Annotated in this window: 17 protein-coding genes; 9 read left to right on the top strand and 8 right to left on the bottom strand. The window is 68.0% G+C overall.

All coding sequences use genetic code 11. From position 1 onward, the window contains the following. The 3 genes from H0W38_RS06120 to H0W38_RS06110 form a co-directional block, all read left to right on the top strand. On the top strand, window positions 1–362 hold a 362-nt coding region (locus H0W38_RS06120; RefSeq protein ID WP_292452138.1), incomplete at its 5' end, for an MlaA family lipoprotein. Window positions 363–503: 141 nt separating this feature from the next. Further along, on the top strand, window positions 504–1133 hold the full coding sequence (locus H0W38_RS06115; protein ID WP_292452136.1) for a phospholipid-binding protein MlaC: 630 nt from the start codon (window positions 504–506) through the stop codon (window positions 1131–1133). Between the two features lie 13 nt (window positions 1134–1146). Beyond that, window positions 1147–1443, top strand: coding sequence for an STAS domain-containing protein (locus H0W38_RS06110; protein WP_292452134.1), 297 nt, complete (start codon window positions 1147–1149; stop codon window positions 1441–1443). Between the two features lie 66 nt (window positions 1444–1509). On the opposite strand, the gene H0W38_RS06105 is transcribed toward H0W38_RS06110, so the two are convergent. Next, complete coding sequence (locus tag H0W38_RS06105) at window positions 1510–2157, bottom strand: TetR/AcrR family transcriptional regulator (RefSeq protein ID WP_292452140.1); 648 nt, start codon at window positions 2155–2157, stop codon at window positions 1510–1512. A gap of 240 nt (window positions 2158–2397) precedes the next feature. Between H0W38_RS06105 and H0W38_RS06100 the strand changes: the two genes are divergently transcribed. From H0W38_RS06100 to H0W38_RS06080, 5 genes are all read left to right on the top strand, one after another. Next, window positions 2398–2808 carry a VOC family protein gene (locus tag H0W38_RS06100; protein WP_292452132.1) on the top strand — a complete coding sequence of 137 codons (411 nt, stop codon included), beginning with the start codon at window positions 2398–2400 and terminating at the stop codon, window positions 2806–2808. A 32-nt stretch (window positions 2809–2840) separates the two neighbouring features. Further along, on the top strand, window positions 2841–3329 hold the full coding sequence (locus H0W38_RS06095; protein ID WP_292452130.1) for a DUF1579 domain-containing protein: 489 nt from the start codon (window positions 2841–2843) through the stop codon (window positions 3327–3329). 242 nt (window positions 3330–3571) lie between these two features. Further along, window positions 3572–4828 (top strand): lipoprotein-releasing ABC transporter permease subunit, encoded by a 1257-nt coding sequence (locus tag H0W38_RS06090; RefSeq protein ID WP_292452128.1) that lies wholly within the window; start codon window positions 3572–3574, stop codon window positions 4826–4828. Continuing rightward, window positions 4821–5522, top strand: coding sequence for an ABC transporter ATP-binding protein (locus H0W38_RS06085; RefSeq protein ID WP_292452127.1), 702 nt, complete (start codon window positions 4821–4823; stop codon window positions 5520–5522). Before H0W38_RS06090 ends, H0W38_RS06085 begins: the two co-directional genes overlap by 8 nt. A 126-nt stretch (window positions 5523–5648) precedes the next feature. Then, complete coding sequence (locus H0W38_RS06080) at window positions 5649–5972, top strand: DUF378 domain-containing protein (protein WP_292452125.1); 324 nt, start codon at window positions 5649–5651, stop codon at window positions 5970–5972. A 99-nt stretch (window positions 5973–6071) separates the two neighbouring features. Here the strand turns inward: H0W38_RS06080 and H0W38_RS06075 are convergent, their stop codons facing one another. The 7 genes from H0W38_RS06075 to H0W38_RS06050 form a co-directional block, all read right to left on the bottom strand. After that, window positions 6072–6284: a DUF2945 domain-containing protein gene (locus tag H0W38_RS06075; protein WP_292452123.1), complete on the bottom strand. Its 213-nt coding sequence runs from the start codon at window positions 6282–6284 to the stop codon at window positions 6072–6074. Next, window positions 6269–7141: an alpha/beta fold hydrolase gene (locus tag H0W38_RS06070; protein ID WP_292452121.1), complete on the bottom strand. Its 873-nt coding sequence runs from the start codon at window positions 7139–7141 to the stop codon at window positions 6269–6271. The genes H0W38_RS06075 and H0W38_RS06070 overlap by 16 nt, the downstream gene beginning before the upstream one ends. Before the next feature lie 10 nt (window positions 7142–7151). Further along, a complete protein-coding gene (locus tag H0W38_RS22030) occupies window positions 7152–7781 on the bottom strand; it encodes a hypothetical protein (RefSeq protein ID WP_367161630.1) in 630 nt (209 codons plus the stop codon). Between the two features lie 2 nt (window positions 7782–7783). Next, a complete protein-coding gene (locus H0W38_RS22025; RefSeq protein ID WP_367161628.1) occupies window positions 7784–8020 on the bottom strand; it encodes an alcohol dehydrogenase catalytic domain-containing protein in 237 nt (78 codons plus the stop codon). A 344-nt stretch (window positions 8021–8364) separates the two neighbouring features. Beyond that, window positions 8365–8925 (bottom strand): hypothetical protein, encoded by a 561-nt coding sequence (locus H0W38_RS06060; protein ID WP_292452119.1) that lies wholly within the window; start codon window positions 8923–8925, stop codon window positions 8365–8367. Then, window positions 8922–9863, bottom strand: a complete 942-nt coding sequence (gene fdhD, locus H0W38_RS06055) for a formate dehydrogenase accessory sulfurtransferase FdhD (RefSeq protein ID WP_292452117.1) — start codon at window positions 9861–9863, stop codon at window positions 8922–8924. The genes H0W38_RS06060 and fdhD overlap by 4 nt, the downstream gene beginning before the upstream one ends. Window positions 9864–9918: 55 nt before the next feature. Further along, the gene (locus H0W38_RS06050; protein WP_292452115.1) at window positions 9919–12282 is read right to left on the bottom strand and encodes an FdhF/YdeP family oxidoreductase; all 2364 of its coding nucleotides are present in this window, start codon (window positions 12280–12282) and stop codon (window positions 9919–9921) included. Window positions 12283–12537: 255 nt separating this feature from the next. Between H0W38_RS06050 and H0W38_RS06045 the strand changes: the two genes are divergently transcribed. Continuing rightward, a partial coding sequence (locus H0W38_RS06045) for a catalase family protein (RefSeq protein ID WP_292452112.1) occupies window positions 12538–13381 on the top strand: 844 nt, incomplete at its 3' end.

Below are 13381 nucleotides of genomic sequence, written 5' to 3'. Positions count from 1 at the left end.
GTGCCTACATCGTGTGGCCGATCCTCGGCCCCTCGACGGTGCGCGACTCGATCGGCCTGCCCATCGACATCAAGGCCTCTCCCGACCAGCTCGCCAGCCGCCTGGCGGCCAGCGCGACGCTGACAGTGGTGCGCGTCATCAACACGCGCGCCGGCCTGCTCCGGGCGACCAATCTGCTCGACGACATCGCGCTCGACAAGTACACCTTCGTGCGCGATGCGTTCCTGCAGCGCCGCCGCAGTCTGGTCTACGACGGCGATCCACCGGAGGACGACTACGACGAGCGCCCCGATCTCCCGTTGCCGGCACCGGGCGCCGCCCCGCTCCCCTCCGGGGCCGCCAGCGAAGCACCGGTGCGCTGAAGCGGTATTGAGTGCGCCGGGGCGCATTGAGCCGCGTTCATCGCGCGTTGAATTGAGATGCCGCGAAAGGCTGCTGAACCTCGCGCTGCAATCGGGCTCGAAACCAATCATCGGGAGCCCTTCCCGAACCGAAAGGATTCCATGTTGAAACGTCAATTTCTCGCCCGCATCGTCGCCCTGGGCGTCAGCGCGTTCGTGCTGGTGCATGCACCGGCCCGGGCTCAAACCCAGACGCCCGACGCGCTGGTCAAGCAGGTTTCAGGCGAAGTCATCGACACGGTGAAGGCCGACAAAAGCCTGAAGGGTGGTGACTTGAACAAGATCATGGCGCTCGTTGACGCCAAGGTGATGCCGCATGTGAACTTCGAGCGCATGACTGCGGCGGCGGTGGGGCGCTATTGGCGGCAAGCCACGCCGGAGCAGCAGCAAAAGCTGATGGCCGAGTTCAAGACGCTGCTGGTGCGCACCTACTCCGGTGCGCTGAGGGAAGTGAAGGACCAGGTCGTCGAGGTGCGACCGATGCGCAGCCGGCCCGAGGACACCGAGGTCATCGTGCGCACGGAAGTCAAGGGCAGTGGCCAGCCGATCCAACTCGATTACCGGCTCGAGAAGCAGGCGCAGAGTTGGAAGATCTACGACGTCAATGTTCTCGGTATCTGGCTGGTCGAGAACTACCGCAACAGCTTCGCGCAGGAAATCTCCGCCGGGGGCATCGACGGCCTGATCGCCAAGATGGCCGAGCGCAACAAGTCGGCCGCGTCCAAGAGCTGAGGCGGCCACCGCCATGCTGCTGCTGCCCGAGACCCTCGGCATGCGCGAGGCGCGCGACACGCTGCGCCTTCTGACGCTTGCGCTCGAACGCGAGACCGAGCCCTTGCTCGTGATCGACGGCTCGCAGCTGCAGCAGTTCGACTCCTCGGCGCTCGCCGTGTTGCTCGAGTGCCGGCGCCTCGCGCAGACGTGGGGCAAACGCTTCGAGTTGCACGCGCTGCCACCCAAGCTGGCGGGGCTGGCCCGGCTGTACGGGCTCGATCTGCTGCTGGAGCCGCCGTCGGTACAGGCAGCGGTGCGGGTGCGCTAGAGGCGGTTGACGCTGAGCGAGCCGGTTAACGCGACGCGAGCTGCCCTCGGCCTTGACAGGCCCCGCCTACAAGCCCTTTTCGACCATTTCCAGCAGCCGCTGCCCGAGCGGCTGCACCTGCGCCGGGTTCAGGGCGTGCAGCGGACCGTCGATCACCAACAGAGACAGCCCGTGCACTGCGGACCAGGCTAGGAATTCCGCGCCCGGCCGGCGCTCGGCGGGCAGCACGCCGGCTTGCACCATCCGGTCGAGCGCAGCACCCAGCAGTTCAAACGGGTTCAGCCCGCTCTCGCCGGCCTTGGCAGGATCGGGCGTGCCGATGACCTCTTCGGATACCGAGAACGCGGTGCGGAACAAGCCTGGCTCCGCCTGCGCGAAGCGCAGGTAGCCTGCGCCCACCGCGCGCAGGCTCGCACGGGCGAATTCCTTGCCGCGCCGGCCGCGACCCAGCCGCGCCAGCTCCTCTTCCATGGCAACGGCCAGTGCTGCCAGGCCGGCCGCTCGCACGGCCTGCAACAGATCGTTGCGGCTCGCGAAATGCCGGTAGGCCGCATTGGGCACCACGCCGGCGCGGCGAGTGGCCTCGCGCAGCACCACCGCGTCGGGCCCGTCGGCGCGCGCCAGCTCGATCCCCGCCTCGATCAGCGCACGCCGCAGGTCGCCGTGGCGGTAGGTGCTGCGTTGCGGTGGAGCGCCGGATGCCGTGCTCTTCATGACTGCTCTGTGTGAACCCTGAAACAGGATGTGGACAGTGTCCATGATTTCTGATCGGGTATTGTGGACACCATACACAAACAAAGTGTACGCTGTCCACACACGCCCATTCAACCGTTCCGGCAGGGCGAACGACCGCTTCGCAGTCTCGTGGGGGGTCGCCGCGACGCCTTGAACTCGCGCCGCTCGTCGAACGATTCCCCGTGTTTTCGACCACACCTCCCCTGAAAGGAAACTGAAATGCGCATCCAACCCTATCTGTTCTTCGAAGGCCGCTGCGAAGAAGCGATCGAGTTCTACCGTCGCGCGCTCGGCGCCGAGCCGGGTGACTTCATGCGCTACAAGGACAGCCCAGAGCCGGCCATGTGTCCGGCCGGCAGCGCGGGCGCCGACAAGGTGATGCATGCCTCCTTTCGGATCGGCGACAGCGAAGTGATGGCCTCCGACGGCATGTGCTCGGGCGAGCCGAGTTTCCAGGGTATTTCGCTGTCGCTGTCGGCGACCGATGCGGCTGAGGCCGACCGGCTGTTTACCGCCCTTGGCGACGGCGGGCAGATCCAGATGCCGCTCGGGCCGACCTTCTTCTCGCCGAGCTTCGGCATGGTCGCCGACCGCTTCGGCGTGTCGTGGATGATCGTCGTGGCCCCTTGAGCCACGCCAAGCAACGAATCCAGGAGATGACGATGATGAACACCGAACCGCACGAGCAGCATCGCTGGCTGGATCAACTCGTCGGCGAATGGACTTCCGAATCCGAAGCCGTCTGCGAGCCCGGCGCGGCGCCGCAGAAGTTCAAGGGCACCGAGAGCGTGCGCGCGCTCGGCGGCTACTGGCTGCTCTGCGAGGGCCGTGCCGAAATGCCCGGCGGCGAGACGGGCACCATGCTCCTGACGCTGGGCTACGACCCGCAGGCCGCTCGCTACACGGGCACGTGGGTCGGCTCGATGATGAGCCACCTGTGGATCTACACGAACGGATCGCTCGACGCGGCCGGCAAGGTGCTGACGCTCGAGTCGCAGGGCCCGAGCTTCTCGGGCGATGGCACGCTGGCGACCTATCGCGACGTGATCGAGATCAAGAGCCCCGACCACCGCCTGCTCACCTCCCACGTGCTCGGCGACAGCGGCGAGTGGACGCAGTTCATGACTGCGAACTACCACCGCAAGTGGTAGCCGCGACGCATTGAGAAAACTGGCGTCGAGGCGCTTGCGGTTCCTTACGCTCGGCGGCTGAGCTTCTTGCATCGACTGCGGTCGAGGAAGAAGACGCCGGCGCGGGAATGGCAGGCCGGCACCTACTTTGAATTTGGGAGACAACAGCCAGCGACGCGTCTTCGAGGGTGCCGGCGCAGCCGTTCGCCGCCTTGCCCATCGCGCGGCGAGCGCAGGGTGCCCTCGGGTAGCATCCCGCGCACATGCAGTGGCCCTACGAACTCCTCATCGGCTGGCGCTACACGCGCGCCGGCCGCAGCGGCCGGCGCAACGCCTTCATCTCCTTCATCTCCGGCGTCTCGATGCTCGGCATCGCGCTCGGCGTGGCCGCGCTCATCATCGTGCTGAGCGTGATGAACGGCTTCCAGAAGGAGGTGCGCGACCGCATGCTCAGCGTGGTCGCGCATGTCGAAGTGTTCGGCGCGGGCGGTGCGGCGCTGGCCGACTGGCGCGCGCTTGCCGCACAGGCGATGCAGCACCCCGAAGTGCGAGGCGCTGCGCCCTTCATTGCCGCGCAGGCCCTGGTGGCGCGCGGGGAGGACATGCGCGGCGTGGTGGTGCGCGGCATCGATCCCGCCGAGGAGCCCAAGGTCACGCCGCTGGCCGCCGAGCTGGCCGAAACCGTGCTGGCCGAACTGCGCCCCGGCGCCTGGGGCATCGTGCTCGGCGGCGAGCTGGCGCGCAGCCTCGGCGTGCGGGTGGGCGATGCGGTCACGATCGTCACGCCCAACGGGCAGGTCACGCCGGCCGGGGTGGTGCCGCGCCTGAAGCAGATGACGGTGGCGGGCGTGTTCGAGTCCGGCCACTACGAGTACGACAGCGGCTTGGCGCTGATGCACGTCGATGACGCGGCCAAGCTCTTTCGCGTGGAAGGCCCCACCGGCGTGCAGCTGCGCCTGGACGACCAGCAGGACGCGCGCGCGGTCGCCGGCGAACTGGCGATGAGCCTGGGCCCCGACGTGGCGGTGCGCGACTGGACCCGCACCAACCGCAACTGGTTCGATGCGGTGCAGCTCGAAAAACGCATGATGTTCATCATCCTCACGCTGATCGTCGCGGTGGCCGCCTTCAACCTGGTGAGCACGCTGGTGATGACGGTGACCGACAAGCAGGCCGACATCGCCATCCTGCGCACCCTGGGTGCGAGCCCGCGCTCGATCATGGGCATCTTCATGGTGCAGGGCGCGTTGGCAGGCGTGATGGGCACGCTGGGCGGGCTGGCACTGGGCCTGCTGGTAGCGCTCAACATCGACGTCATCGTGCCGGCGCTCGAGCGGCTGTTCCAGGCGAGCTTTCTGCCGGGCAGCATCTACCTGATCAACCGCATGCCGAGCGATCCGCAGATGGCCGACATCGCGCCCATTGCATTGATCTCGCTGGTGCTGGCCTTCGTGGCCACGCTCTACCCGAGCTGGCGCGCGAGCCGCGTGCAGCCTGCGCAGGCCTTGCGCTATGAGTGAGGCGGCGGGGGACGCGGTGTTGCGGGGCCGCGGACTGCACAAGCGGTTTCGGGAGGGCGGCCTCGACGTGGCGGTGCTGCAGGGCGTCGACATCGCCGTGGCGCGCGGCGAAACCCTGGCGGTGGTGGGCGCTTCGGGCTCGGGCAAGAGCACCTTGCTGCACCTGCTGGGCGGGCTCGACGAACCCAGCGCCGGCAGCGTGGAGTTGATGGGCCGTGCGCTCAGCGGCCAGGGCGCCGGCATGAACGCCGCGGCCCAGGGCGCCTGGCGCAACGCGCACCTCGGTTTCATCTATCAGTTTCACCATCTGCTGCCCGAGTTCAGCGCGCTGGACAACGTGGCCATGCCGCTGCTGATCCGCCGCATGACGCGTGATCAGGCTCAGGCGCAGGCGCGGGGCATGCTGGCTTCGGTGGGCTTGGCGGGGCGCGCCGCTCACCGGCCGTCGGAGCTTTCCGGCGGCGAGCGCCAGCGGGTCGCGGTGGCGCGCGCACTGGTCACGCGGCCGGCCTGCGTGCTGGCCGACGAGCCCACCGGCAACCTCGACCGCAGCACCGCGGATGGCGTGTTCGCACTGATGCGCGAGCTGGCTGCGGCGGTCGGCACTGCGTATGTGGTGGTGACGCACGACGAGTCGCTGGCGGCGCGCTGCGACCGGCGGCTGTTGCTGGATCGCGGCCGGCTCGGCGATTGATCGTCGCCGCGGCGCGGGCGACGCCACGGCCCCTGAGTGACAGCGACGGTGAGGCGGCGGATGTTCGTGGGCATGGCATCTGCCCGTTCGAAAACTCCGTTGTTCTCACTGTTGAAAAGGACTGTCATGGCCAATAACGCAACCCACGATACGGCTCACAAGTCGCAATCGGTGATCGGCTCGATCGCGCTCGCACTGGTGATCGTCGGTGCCCTGAACTGGGGACTGATCGGGCTGTTCGATCTCAACCTGGTGACCGCACTGTTCGGTGAAGGCTCGCTGCTCACGCGCATCATCTACGTGCTGGTCGGTGCTGCGGGCATCTACGCGCTCACGCTGTACCCGCGGGTGGCGCGCTCGCCGACAACCGAAAGCAGCCACGGCGCCGGCTACGGCCCGGGTCATCCCAACTTCGTCGAGCGGCGCAGATCGCCGCAGCCGATGCACTGAGGCGGCGCCTCGTTGCGAGGCGGATGGGTGGGCCGCGTCCGGGGCGCCCATCCGCCGGAGTTGCACTCGCGGCGTAACTGCGATCCGGTGTGGTTCTCTTCAGATCCCCTTCTTCAACGCATCGGGCTTGTGGATTGCGGTCTTGCCGCTCTTGTCGCTCTTCACTTCGTACTGCGGCTCTGCGGACGAGGCTTTGGCGGTGTGGCCGCCGGCCTTGGCCGTACCGGTCACCTTCTTGGTCACCGTGCCGGTGGTCTTGCCTTGCGGAGTTTTCCACTCGACCGGATCGCCTTTCTTCAATTCATCACCCATGCGCTGACTCCTTCATGCGGCATCGCTGCCTGGGTTGTGGTGCTGGAACGGGAGGCCGCAGCGGCAGGCTCGCGCACCGTCTCGCCGGTCGCCTCCAGGATCATCCGCACCGCCTGCTCTGGCTGATCCCAGTGAGGGAAATGGCCGCAGCGCTCGAACCAGTGCAGCCGCGCGCCGGGAAAGCGTTGCAGCGCGCGTTCGGCCTGGCGGGGCAGGCACACGCGGTCCTGTCGGCCCCAGCCGATGGTGATCGGCCCGGGCGCAGCACCTGCCGCGGCGCCGCGTTGCTCGGGGCCGAAGACCAGCGAGCGCAGCAGCGGATCGAACGAGGGCGACTGCGCGTAACCGCGCATCTCCGTGATCGCCAGGTTGGCTGGCAGCGCCCACGGCCGCGCGGAGAGCTGCGAAAGCAGCAGCGTGCGGCCGAACGCATTGCCGGTGATCCACGGCATCACCGGCTGCAGCAGCCGCACCAGCTTGATCGACAGGCCGATCGAGCGGTGGAAGAAGCTCCGCTCCCACCCCTGCCAGAAGCCGCCGGGGTCGAGCGAAACGGCAGCACCGATCGCACCGCGGCGCGCGAGTTCGAGCACGAGGCGGGCCCCCATCGAGCTGCCGACCGCGTCCACGCCGATCAGACGCCGGGCAGCGAGGAAATCGCAGGTCGCATCGGCAAGGGTAGCGATCGACACCTCGCCCGGCAGTGGTGGCGTTTCGCCGAAGCCCGGAAGATCGATCGCGATCACCTGGCGCCGCGCAGCAAGCGGTGCCAGCACCGGCGTCCATGAGCGCCAGCTGCCGCCCAGGCCATGGATCAGCAGCAGTGGTTTGCCGACGCCCGTTGAGAGATGGTGCATGCCCGGCCCTTCACTTTGTGCCGTGCGCGTGCGCGTGGGACTTCGTGGCCTTGCTGCCCTTGGCGCCGGTGTTGGCGACGGCTCCGGCCTTGCCAGTCGACTTGCTGCCGGCCGACATGCCGGGCTTGAGCACGACCTTGGTCCAGCCGACGTCGCGCTTGTCGAAGTGTTCGTAGGCTTCGGGGGCTTCCTCGAGCGAGCATTCGTGCGAGACGATGAAGGAGGGCTGCGCGCGGTCGAGCTGGATGAGCCGACACAGCTGCCGGTTGTAGGCCTTCACGTTGGCCTGGCCGGTGCCCATGGCGAGGCCCTTGTTCCAGAACGCGCCGAAGTCGAAGGCGATCTCGCCCTTCTTCGCCAGCTCGTCATCGCCGCCCGGGTCCTCGGGCACGAACGCGCCCACGACGCCAAGGCCGCCGGTGGCGCGTACCGACTTCACCAAGTCGTTCATCGTGGTGTTGGGCACCTCGCGGCCGGCCGAGTCGTGGCACTGGTAGCCCATGTACTCGCAGCCGCGGTCGGCGCCTGCGCCTTCGGTGAAATCGAGCACCTGATCGACATGGTCGCCGTTGCGGTCGTCGATCGCGATGGCGCCGATGCGCTCGGCAAGGGCCAGCCGGTCGGGGTGGCGGTCGATCACCGTCACCCGGCTCGCACCGCGCCGTTGCGCGAAGGGGCCTTGCCGGGGTTCATGGACAGGCAGGCGCTCGTGTAGCCGCGCTCGCAGTTCTTGCAGTAACCGCAACTGCAATTGAAGGGAATGCAGACCTTGTCGTCGACCTTCACGCGCAGCACGGCATTGCCTACTTCCATCACCTCGCCCAGGTTCTCGTGGCCGATGATGCGGCCCGGCTCGAGGCTGGTGCGGCCCTCGTACATGTGCAAGTCGGAGCCGCAGATGTTGCTGCTGCTGATCTTGACGATGACGTCGGTGGCGTACTCCGATCTTCGGATCGGGCACCTCCTTGACTTGCACGTCGTGTGGACCGTTGTAGACGATGGCTTTCATGCGGAGGCTCCTCCGGTTGAGCCCCCCGCGGCGAGCAGATGCTGTACCCGCCAAAGAAGACGGCGAGGCGCAGGGCGCTTCGCCGTCCAGAGGCCCTACAGAGCTTTAACGCTGTTCGGCGAGGTAGGTCGTGTCGTCACCACTCGGCGCGCCCGAGCCGCTGCGGTTGGGCGCGGTGCCCGGCCGCTCGTGCCACCGCCTGAAGACTTGCCCTTCACTTGTCCTTCAAGGGGTTGGTCGTCGCCGCATCGCGCAAGGCCGGCGAGGTGGTGGTGTCGTCGCCGCTGGGCGTGCCCGAACCGCTGCGGTCGGGCACGGTGCCCGAGCCGCTCATGCTGCCGCCGGAAGAATTGCCCTTCATGTTTCCGGTCGAGGACTTGTCTTTCAAGGGGTTGGTCGTCGCGGCATCGCGCAAGGCCGGCGAGGTGGTCGTGTCGTCGCCGCTGGGCGTGCTCGAGCCGCTGCGGTTGGGCGCGGTGCCCGAGCCGCTCATGCTGCCGCCGGAAGAATTGCCCTTCATGTTTCCGGTCGAGGACTTGTCCTTCAAGGGGTTGGTCGTCGCGGCATCGCGCAAGGCCGGCGAGGTGGTCGTGTCGTCGCCGCTGGGCGTGCCCGAACCGCTGCGGTTGGGCGTGGTGCCCGCTGCGCCGGTCGAGGTGCCGGCCGTCGTTGTGCTCTTGTCTGAACCGTGCTTCATGCCGGCTTCTCCTGCATGGAGGGCGGGTGCGAAGACCAGGCAAATGGTGGCGGCGAGGGCGGTGGCTTTGAATTTCATTGCGATGCTCCTGAGCAATATTGAAGGGGGGCCGAACCGCTTCGGGGTTCGGTTGAACCTGTCATGGGCAAACGCCGTTCCCGGTCCATTCCCGCCGGGTCGGCATCGATCCGGTCCGCGTGGCTGTAGACCTCGAAATCGCGGCCGCGCGCCAGCGCCACCAGCGTGATACCGCAAGCCTCGGCCGTGCGCACCGCCAGCGCGGTCGGCGCCGAAACCGCCGCGATCATCGGCGCGCCCAGGCGGGCGGTCTTTTGCACCAGTTCCACCGAGATGCGGCTGGTCAGCAGCACCATGCCGCTGGCGCCGGCGGTGCGCCGCTGCGCGAGGGCGCCGGCCAGCTTGTCCAGCGCGTTGTGGCGGCCCACGTCTTCACGCAGCGCCACCAGCCCGGCGCCCGGGCACCAGAAGCCAGCGGCATGCAGGGCGCGCGCCTCGCGGTTGAGCGCCTGCGCATCGCCGAGGGACTGCATCGCCTGCGCGATGTCGTCCGGCGAACAGCGCCAGCCTGCGCCCTCGTCGCGCAGCCAGCGCACCGGCTTGGACGCCTCGTCCAGCGTCTGCACGCCGCACAGGCCGCAACCGCTGGGGCCGGTGAGGCGGTGGCGCTTGGTGCAGGCCTTGTCGCTGCGGGCGGCGAGCTGCATGCGCAGCTCGATGCCGAGCGGCGTGGGGCGGATCTCCAGCGCGGCGATCTGCGCCGGCACGTCGATCACCGCCTCCGACAAACTGAAGCCCAGCGCAAAGTCTTCCAGATCGGCCGGCGTGGCCATCATCACAGCGTGCGGTGCGCCGTCGTACACGAAGGCGATGGCGGTTTCCTCGGGCACCGTGCGCTCATCGGCCACCAGCGCGCCGCCGCCCTGCGAGCGCAGCCGCGGCAAGCTGACCAGCGCCGACGACCTGCCGTCTTGCAATCCGGGCAATACGGCGCTCATCGACGCGCCTTCGCGCTGCGCACTGCGATCGTCGCCTCGGGAGCGGCACGCAGCCTCATGCCGGCACTTCCGCAGCGCTCTGGCGCCGCACTCTCACCGGCGTGGCCTTGAAGCCCGGCACCTTGGAATCCTCGGCGCGGTGCCACAAGGGGATGAGCGGGTTGCACTCGGGGTAGTAGGCCCCGCAGCAGCCGGGCGGAATGTCGTACGCGGTCACGCGCATGCCGTGCACTTCGCGCTCGACACCGTCGTCCACAGCAGTCGCCAGGCTGACCGTCTCGCCGTCGACCAGGCCCAGTCGGGCGATGTCGCCGCGGTTCATGAACACCACGCGGCGCGTGCCTTTCACGCCGCGGAAGCGGTCGTGCAGACCGTAGATGCTGGTGTTGAACTGGTCGTTCGAGCGCAGGGTCATGAGCTGCAGCACCTCGGCGCGGTCAGCCTCGCTCGGCTCGATGCCGGCGAACAGGCCTGAAGGCACGATGAACTGCGCCTTGCCGCTCTCCGTTTCCCATTCGCGCAGGCGTGCCGGAATGGGCCGGGCGAAGCCGCCGGGCCGCCACATCGCGCGCTCGTAGGGCTCGGGCATGCCGTCGCGGAAGATCTTCGGGTAGGTCTCACCGATCGCCAAGCGCACCTTGGCGTAGTCGCCGGCCCAGCCGTTCCAGTCGACCCGTGCATTGGGCTCGAGCGTGGCCTTGGCCATCTCGGCCACGATGCGCGGCTCCGAGCGCAGATGCGGGCTGGCCGGCGCCGCCTGCCCGCGCGAGCCGTGGATGTGCGCGAGGCTGTCTTCCACCGAAACGGCCTGCGGCCCGCCGGGCTGCTCGTCGATTTCGATGCGCCCCAGGCAAGGCAGCAGGTACGCGACCTCGCCGTGGATCACGTGGTTGCGGTTGAGCTTGGTGGCGACCTGCACGGTGAGCGGCAGGCGTTGCCAGGCCGCTTCCATCGCCGCGGTCTCGGGCACGGCGCGGATGAAGTTGCCGCCCAGCCCGAGGAAGCCCTTCACGTTGCCGCTCAGCACGCCCTCGCAGGCTTCGGTGGTGCCGTGGCCCTTCCAGCGCGGCGGCTGGAAGCCATACTGTTCGGCCAGCTTGTCGAGCGGCACCAGCTCGGGCTTCTCGGTGATGCCCACCGTGCGCTGGCCCTGCACGTTGGAGTGGCCGCGCACCGGGCAGATGCCCGCGCCGGGCTTGCCGATGTTGCCGCGCAGCAGCATCAGGTTGCACACCATCGCCACGTTGTCCACGCCGCCGCGGTGCTGCGTGAGGCCCATGCCGTAGACGGCCATCACGCGCTCGGCCTTGGCATACAGGCGCGCGGCTTCTTCCATCTCGGTGCGCGAGAGACCGCTGTGGCGTTCGAGCGCGGCCCAGTCGTGCCCGCGCGCCGCTTCGGCGAAGACCTCGAAGCCCTGCGTGTGCTGGTCAATGAATTCGGCGTCGAGCACGCGTGCGCTGCCTTGCGCCTGTGCCGCGTCATCGGCCTCGATCAGCGCCTTGGCCACACCGAAGAGCGCGGCGATGTCGCCGCCGTTCTTCAGCTGGTAGTAGTGCGAGGCGATGCGCGTTTCGCTGCCGCTCAACATCTCGGTGGGCGATTGCGGGTTGGTGAAACGCTCCAGCCCGCGCTCCTTGAGCGGGTTGAACACGGCGATCGGCACACCGCGCTCGGCAACGCTCTGCAGTTGATGCAGCATGCGCGGGCTCGAGGTGCCGACGTTCTGGCCGAGGTAGAAGATGCAGTCGGTGTGCTCGAAGTCGTCGAGGAAGATCGTGCCGACCGACGAGCCGATGCTCTTGGGCAATGCCACCGAACTGCTTTCGTGGCACATGTTCGACGAGTCGGGCAGGTGGTTGCTGCCGTAAAGGCGCGCGAACAACTGCCACATGTAGGAGGCCTCCAGCGAGGCGCGCCCGGACGTGTAGAACACCACCGACTCCGGCGCCAGCTTGCGCAGCTCGCGGCCGATCTCCTCGAAAGCCGATTGCCACGTCACCTCGACATAGCGGTCGGTCGTGGCGTCCCAGCGCATCGGGTGAGTCAGGCGTCCCGCCGCTTCCAACTCGTGATCCGGCCAGGTTTCCAGTTCGGCCAGACTGTGCCGCGAGAAAAAACCGGGGTCGACGCGCTTCCTCGTCAGTTCCCAGGCGGTGGCCTTGGCACCGTTCTCGCAAAACTCGAAGGGCTTGGGGTGCGCCGGCTTGGCCCAGGCGCAACTCACGCAGGCGAAGCCGTCGGGCTTGTTCTGGTGCAGCAGCACACGGCCGCCCTCGACCGTGACCTGTTCGCGCAAGAGGATGTCGGTCACCGAAGACACCGAGCCCCACCCGCCCGACGGGCCGCGGTAGGTTTCGATCTCGGGTTGAGGCTGGGGGTCGCGCGGCGGCGACGGATCGTCTCGGTGGTCAGCCATGCGGCAATCTTTCCTAGGTACTTCAGGGGTCGGCGCTCGGGCGTGAGACCGAACACATCCGCTTGCATCTGTGAAGGCTGGCTCGGGGAGAGCTTTCATGCCGGACTTCGGACGTTCGGCGGTCCGTCGGCTTGCAATGCCGCCATCGATCGACACTGCCTGTGGGCAAGGAACGGGCCCGTGGCCCGGCCGTCACGGCAACGCAGCGGGCGCGGCGATTGCCCATGCGGCGAATCGCTTCGAAGGAGCTACGCGATGTCCAGCCGTCCCCCCGCTGTTCCGGTGCGTTATGAACCGGTCTTCGAAAGGCCCGAACCCGACGAGGCCGAGACGACCCGCGGGCTGGTCGAGACCATGCGCAAGATCCAGGAAAAGACCTTCGAGGACGGCGGCCATGCGCTGCGCAGCGTGCATGCCAAGAGCCATGCGCTCCTGCAGGGCGAACTCGAGGTGCTCGTCGGCCTGCCGCCGCACTTGGCGCAGGGGCTGGCAGCGATACCGAAGCGCTATCCGGTGGTGATGCGCCTGTCGACCATTCCGGGCGACATCCTCGACGACAACGTTTCCACGCCGCGCGGTATGGCCGTCAAGGTGGTGGGTGTGCAAGGCGAGCGCCTGCACGGCTCCGAGGACCACAACACGCAGGACTTCGTGCTCGTCAATGCGCCGGCCTTCCTCAAGAGCGATGCGAAGAGCTTCCTCAAGAGCCTGAAGCTGCTGGCCGCCACCACCGACAAGGCGCCGGGCTTGAAGAAGGTCTTGTCCTCCGCGCTGCAGGGCGTGGAAAAGATGGTCGAGAGCGTGGGCGGAAAGAGCCCCACGCTCATGAGCTTGGGCGGCCACCCCGAGACCCACCCGCTCGGCGAAACGTATTACAGCCAGGTGCCGATGCTGTGGGGCGAGTACATGGCCAAGGTGGCGGTGGCGCCGATCGCGCCCGAACTCACCGTGCTGACGAAGAAGCCGGTCGACATCGACGGCAAGCCCAACGGCCTGCGCGAGGCCGTGGCCGAGCATTTCGCGCGGCGCGGCGGCACCTGGGAGTTGCGCGTGCAGCTGTGCACCAACCTGGAAGAAATGCCGATCGAGGACGCCAAGG

Origin of the sequence: Methylibium sp., from assembly GCF_013817365.1 — a bacterium.
GTDB lineage: Bacteria > Pseudomonadota > Gammaproteobacteria > Burkholderiales > Burkholderiaceae_C > Methylibium.
This window is presented reverse-complemented; position numbering and strand designations above follow the sequence as displayed.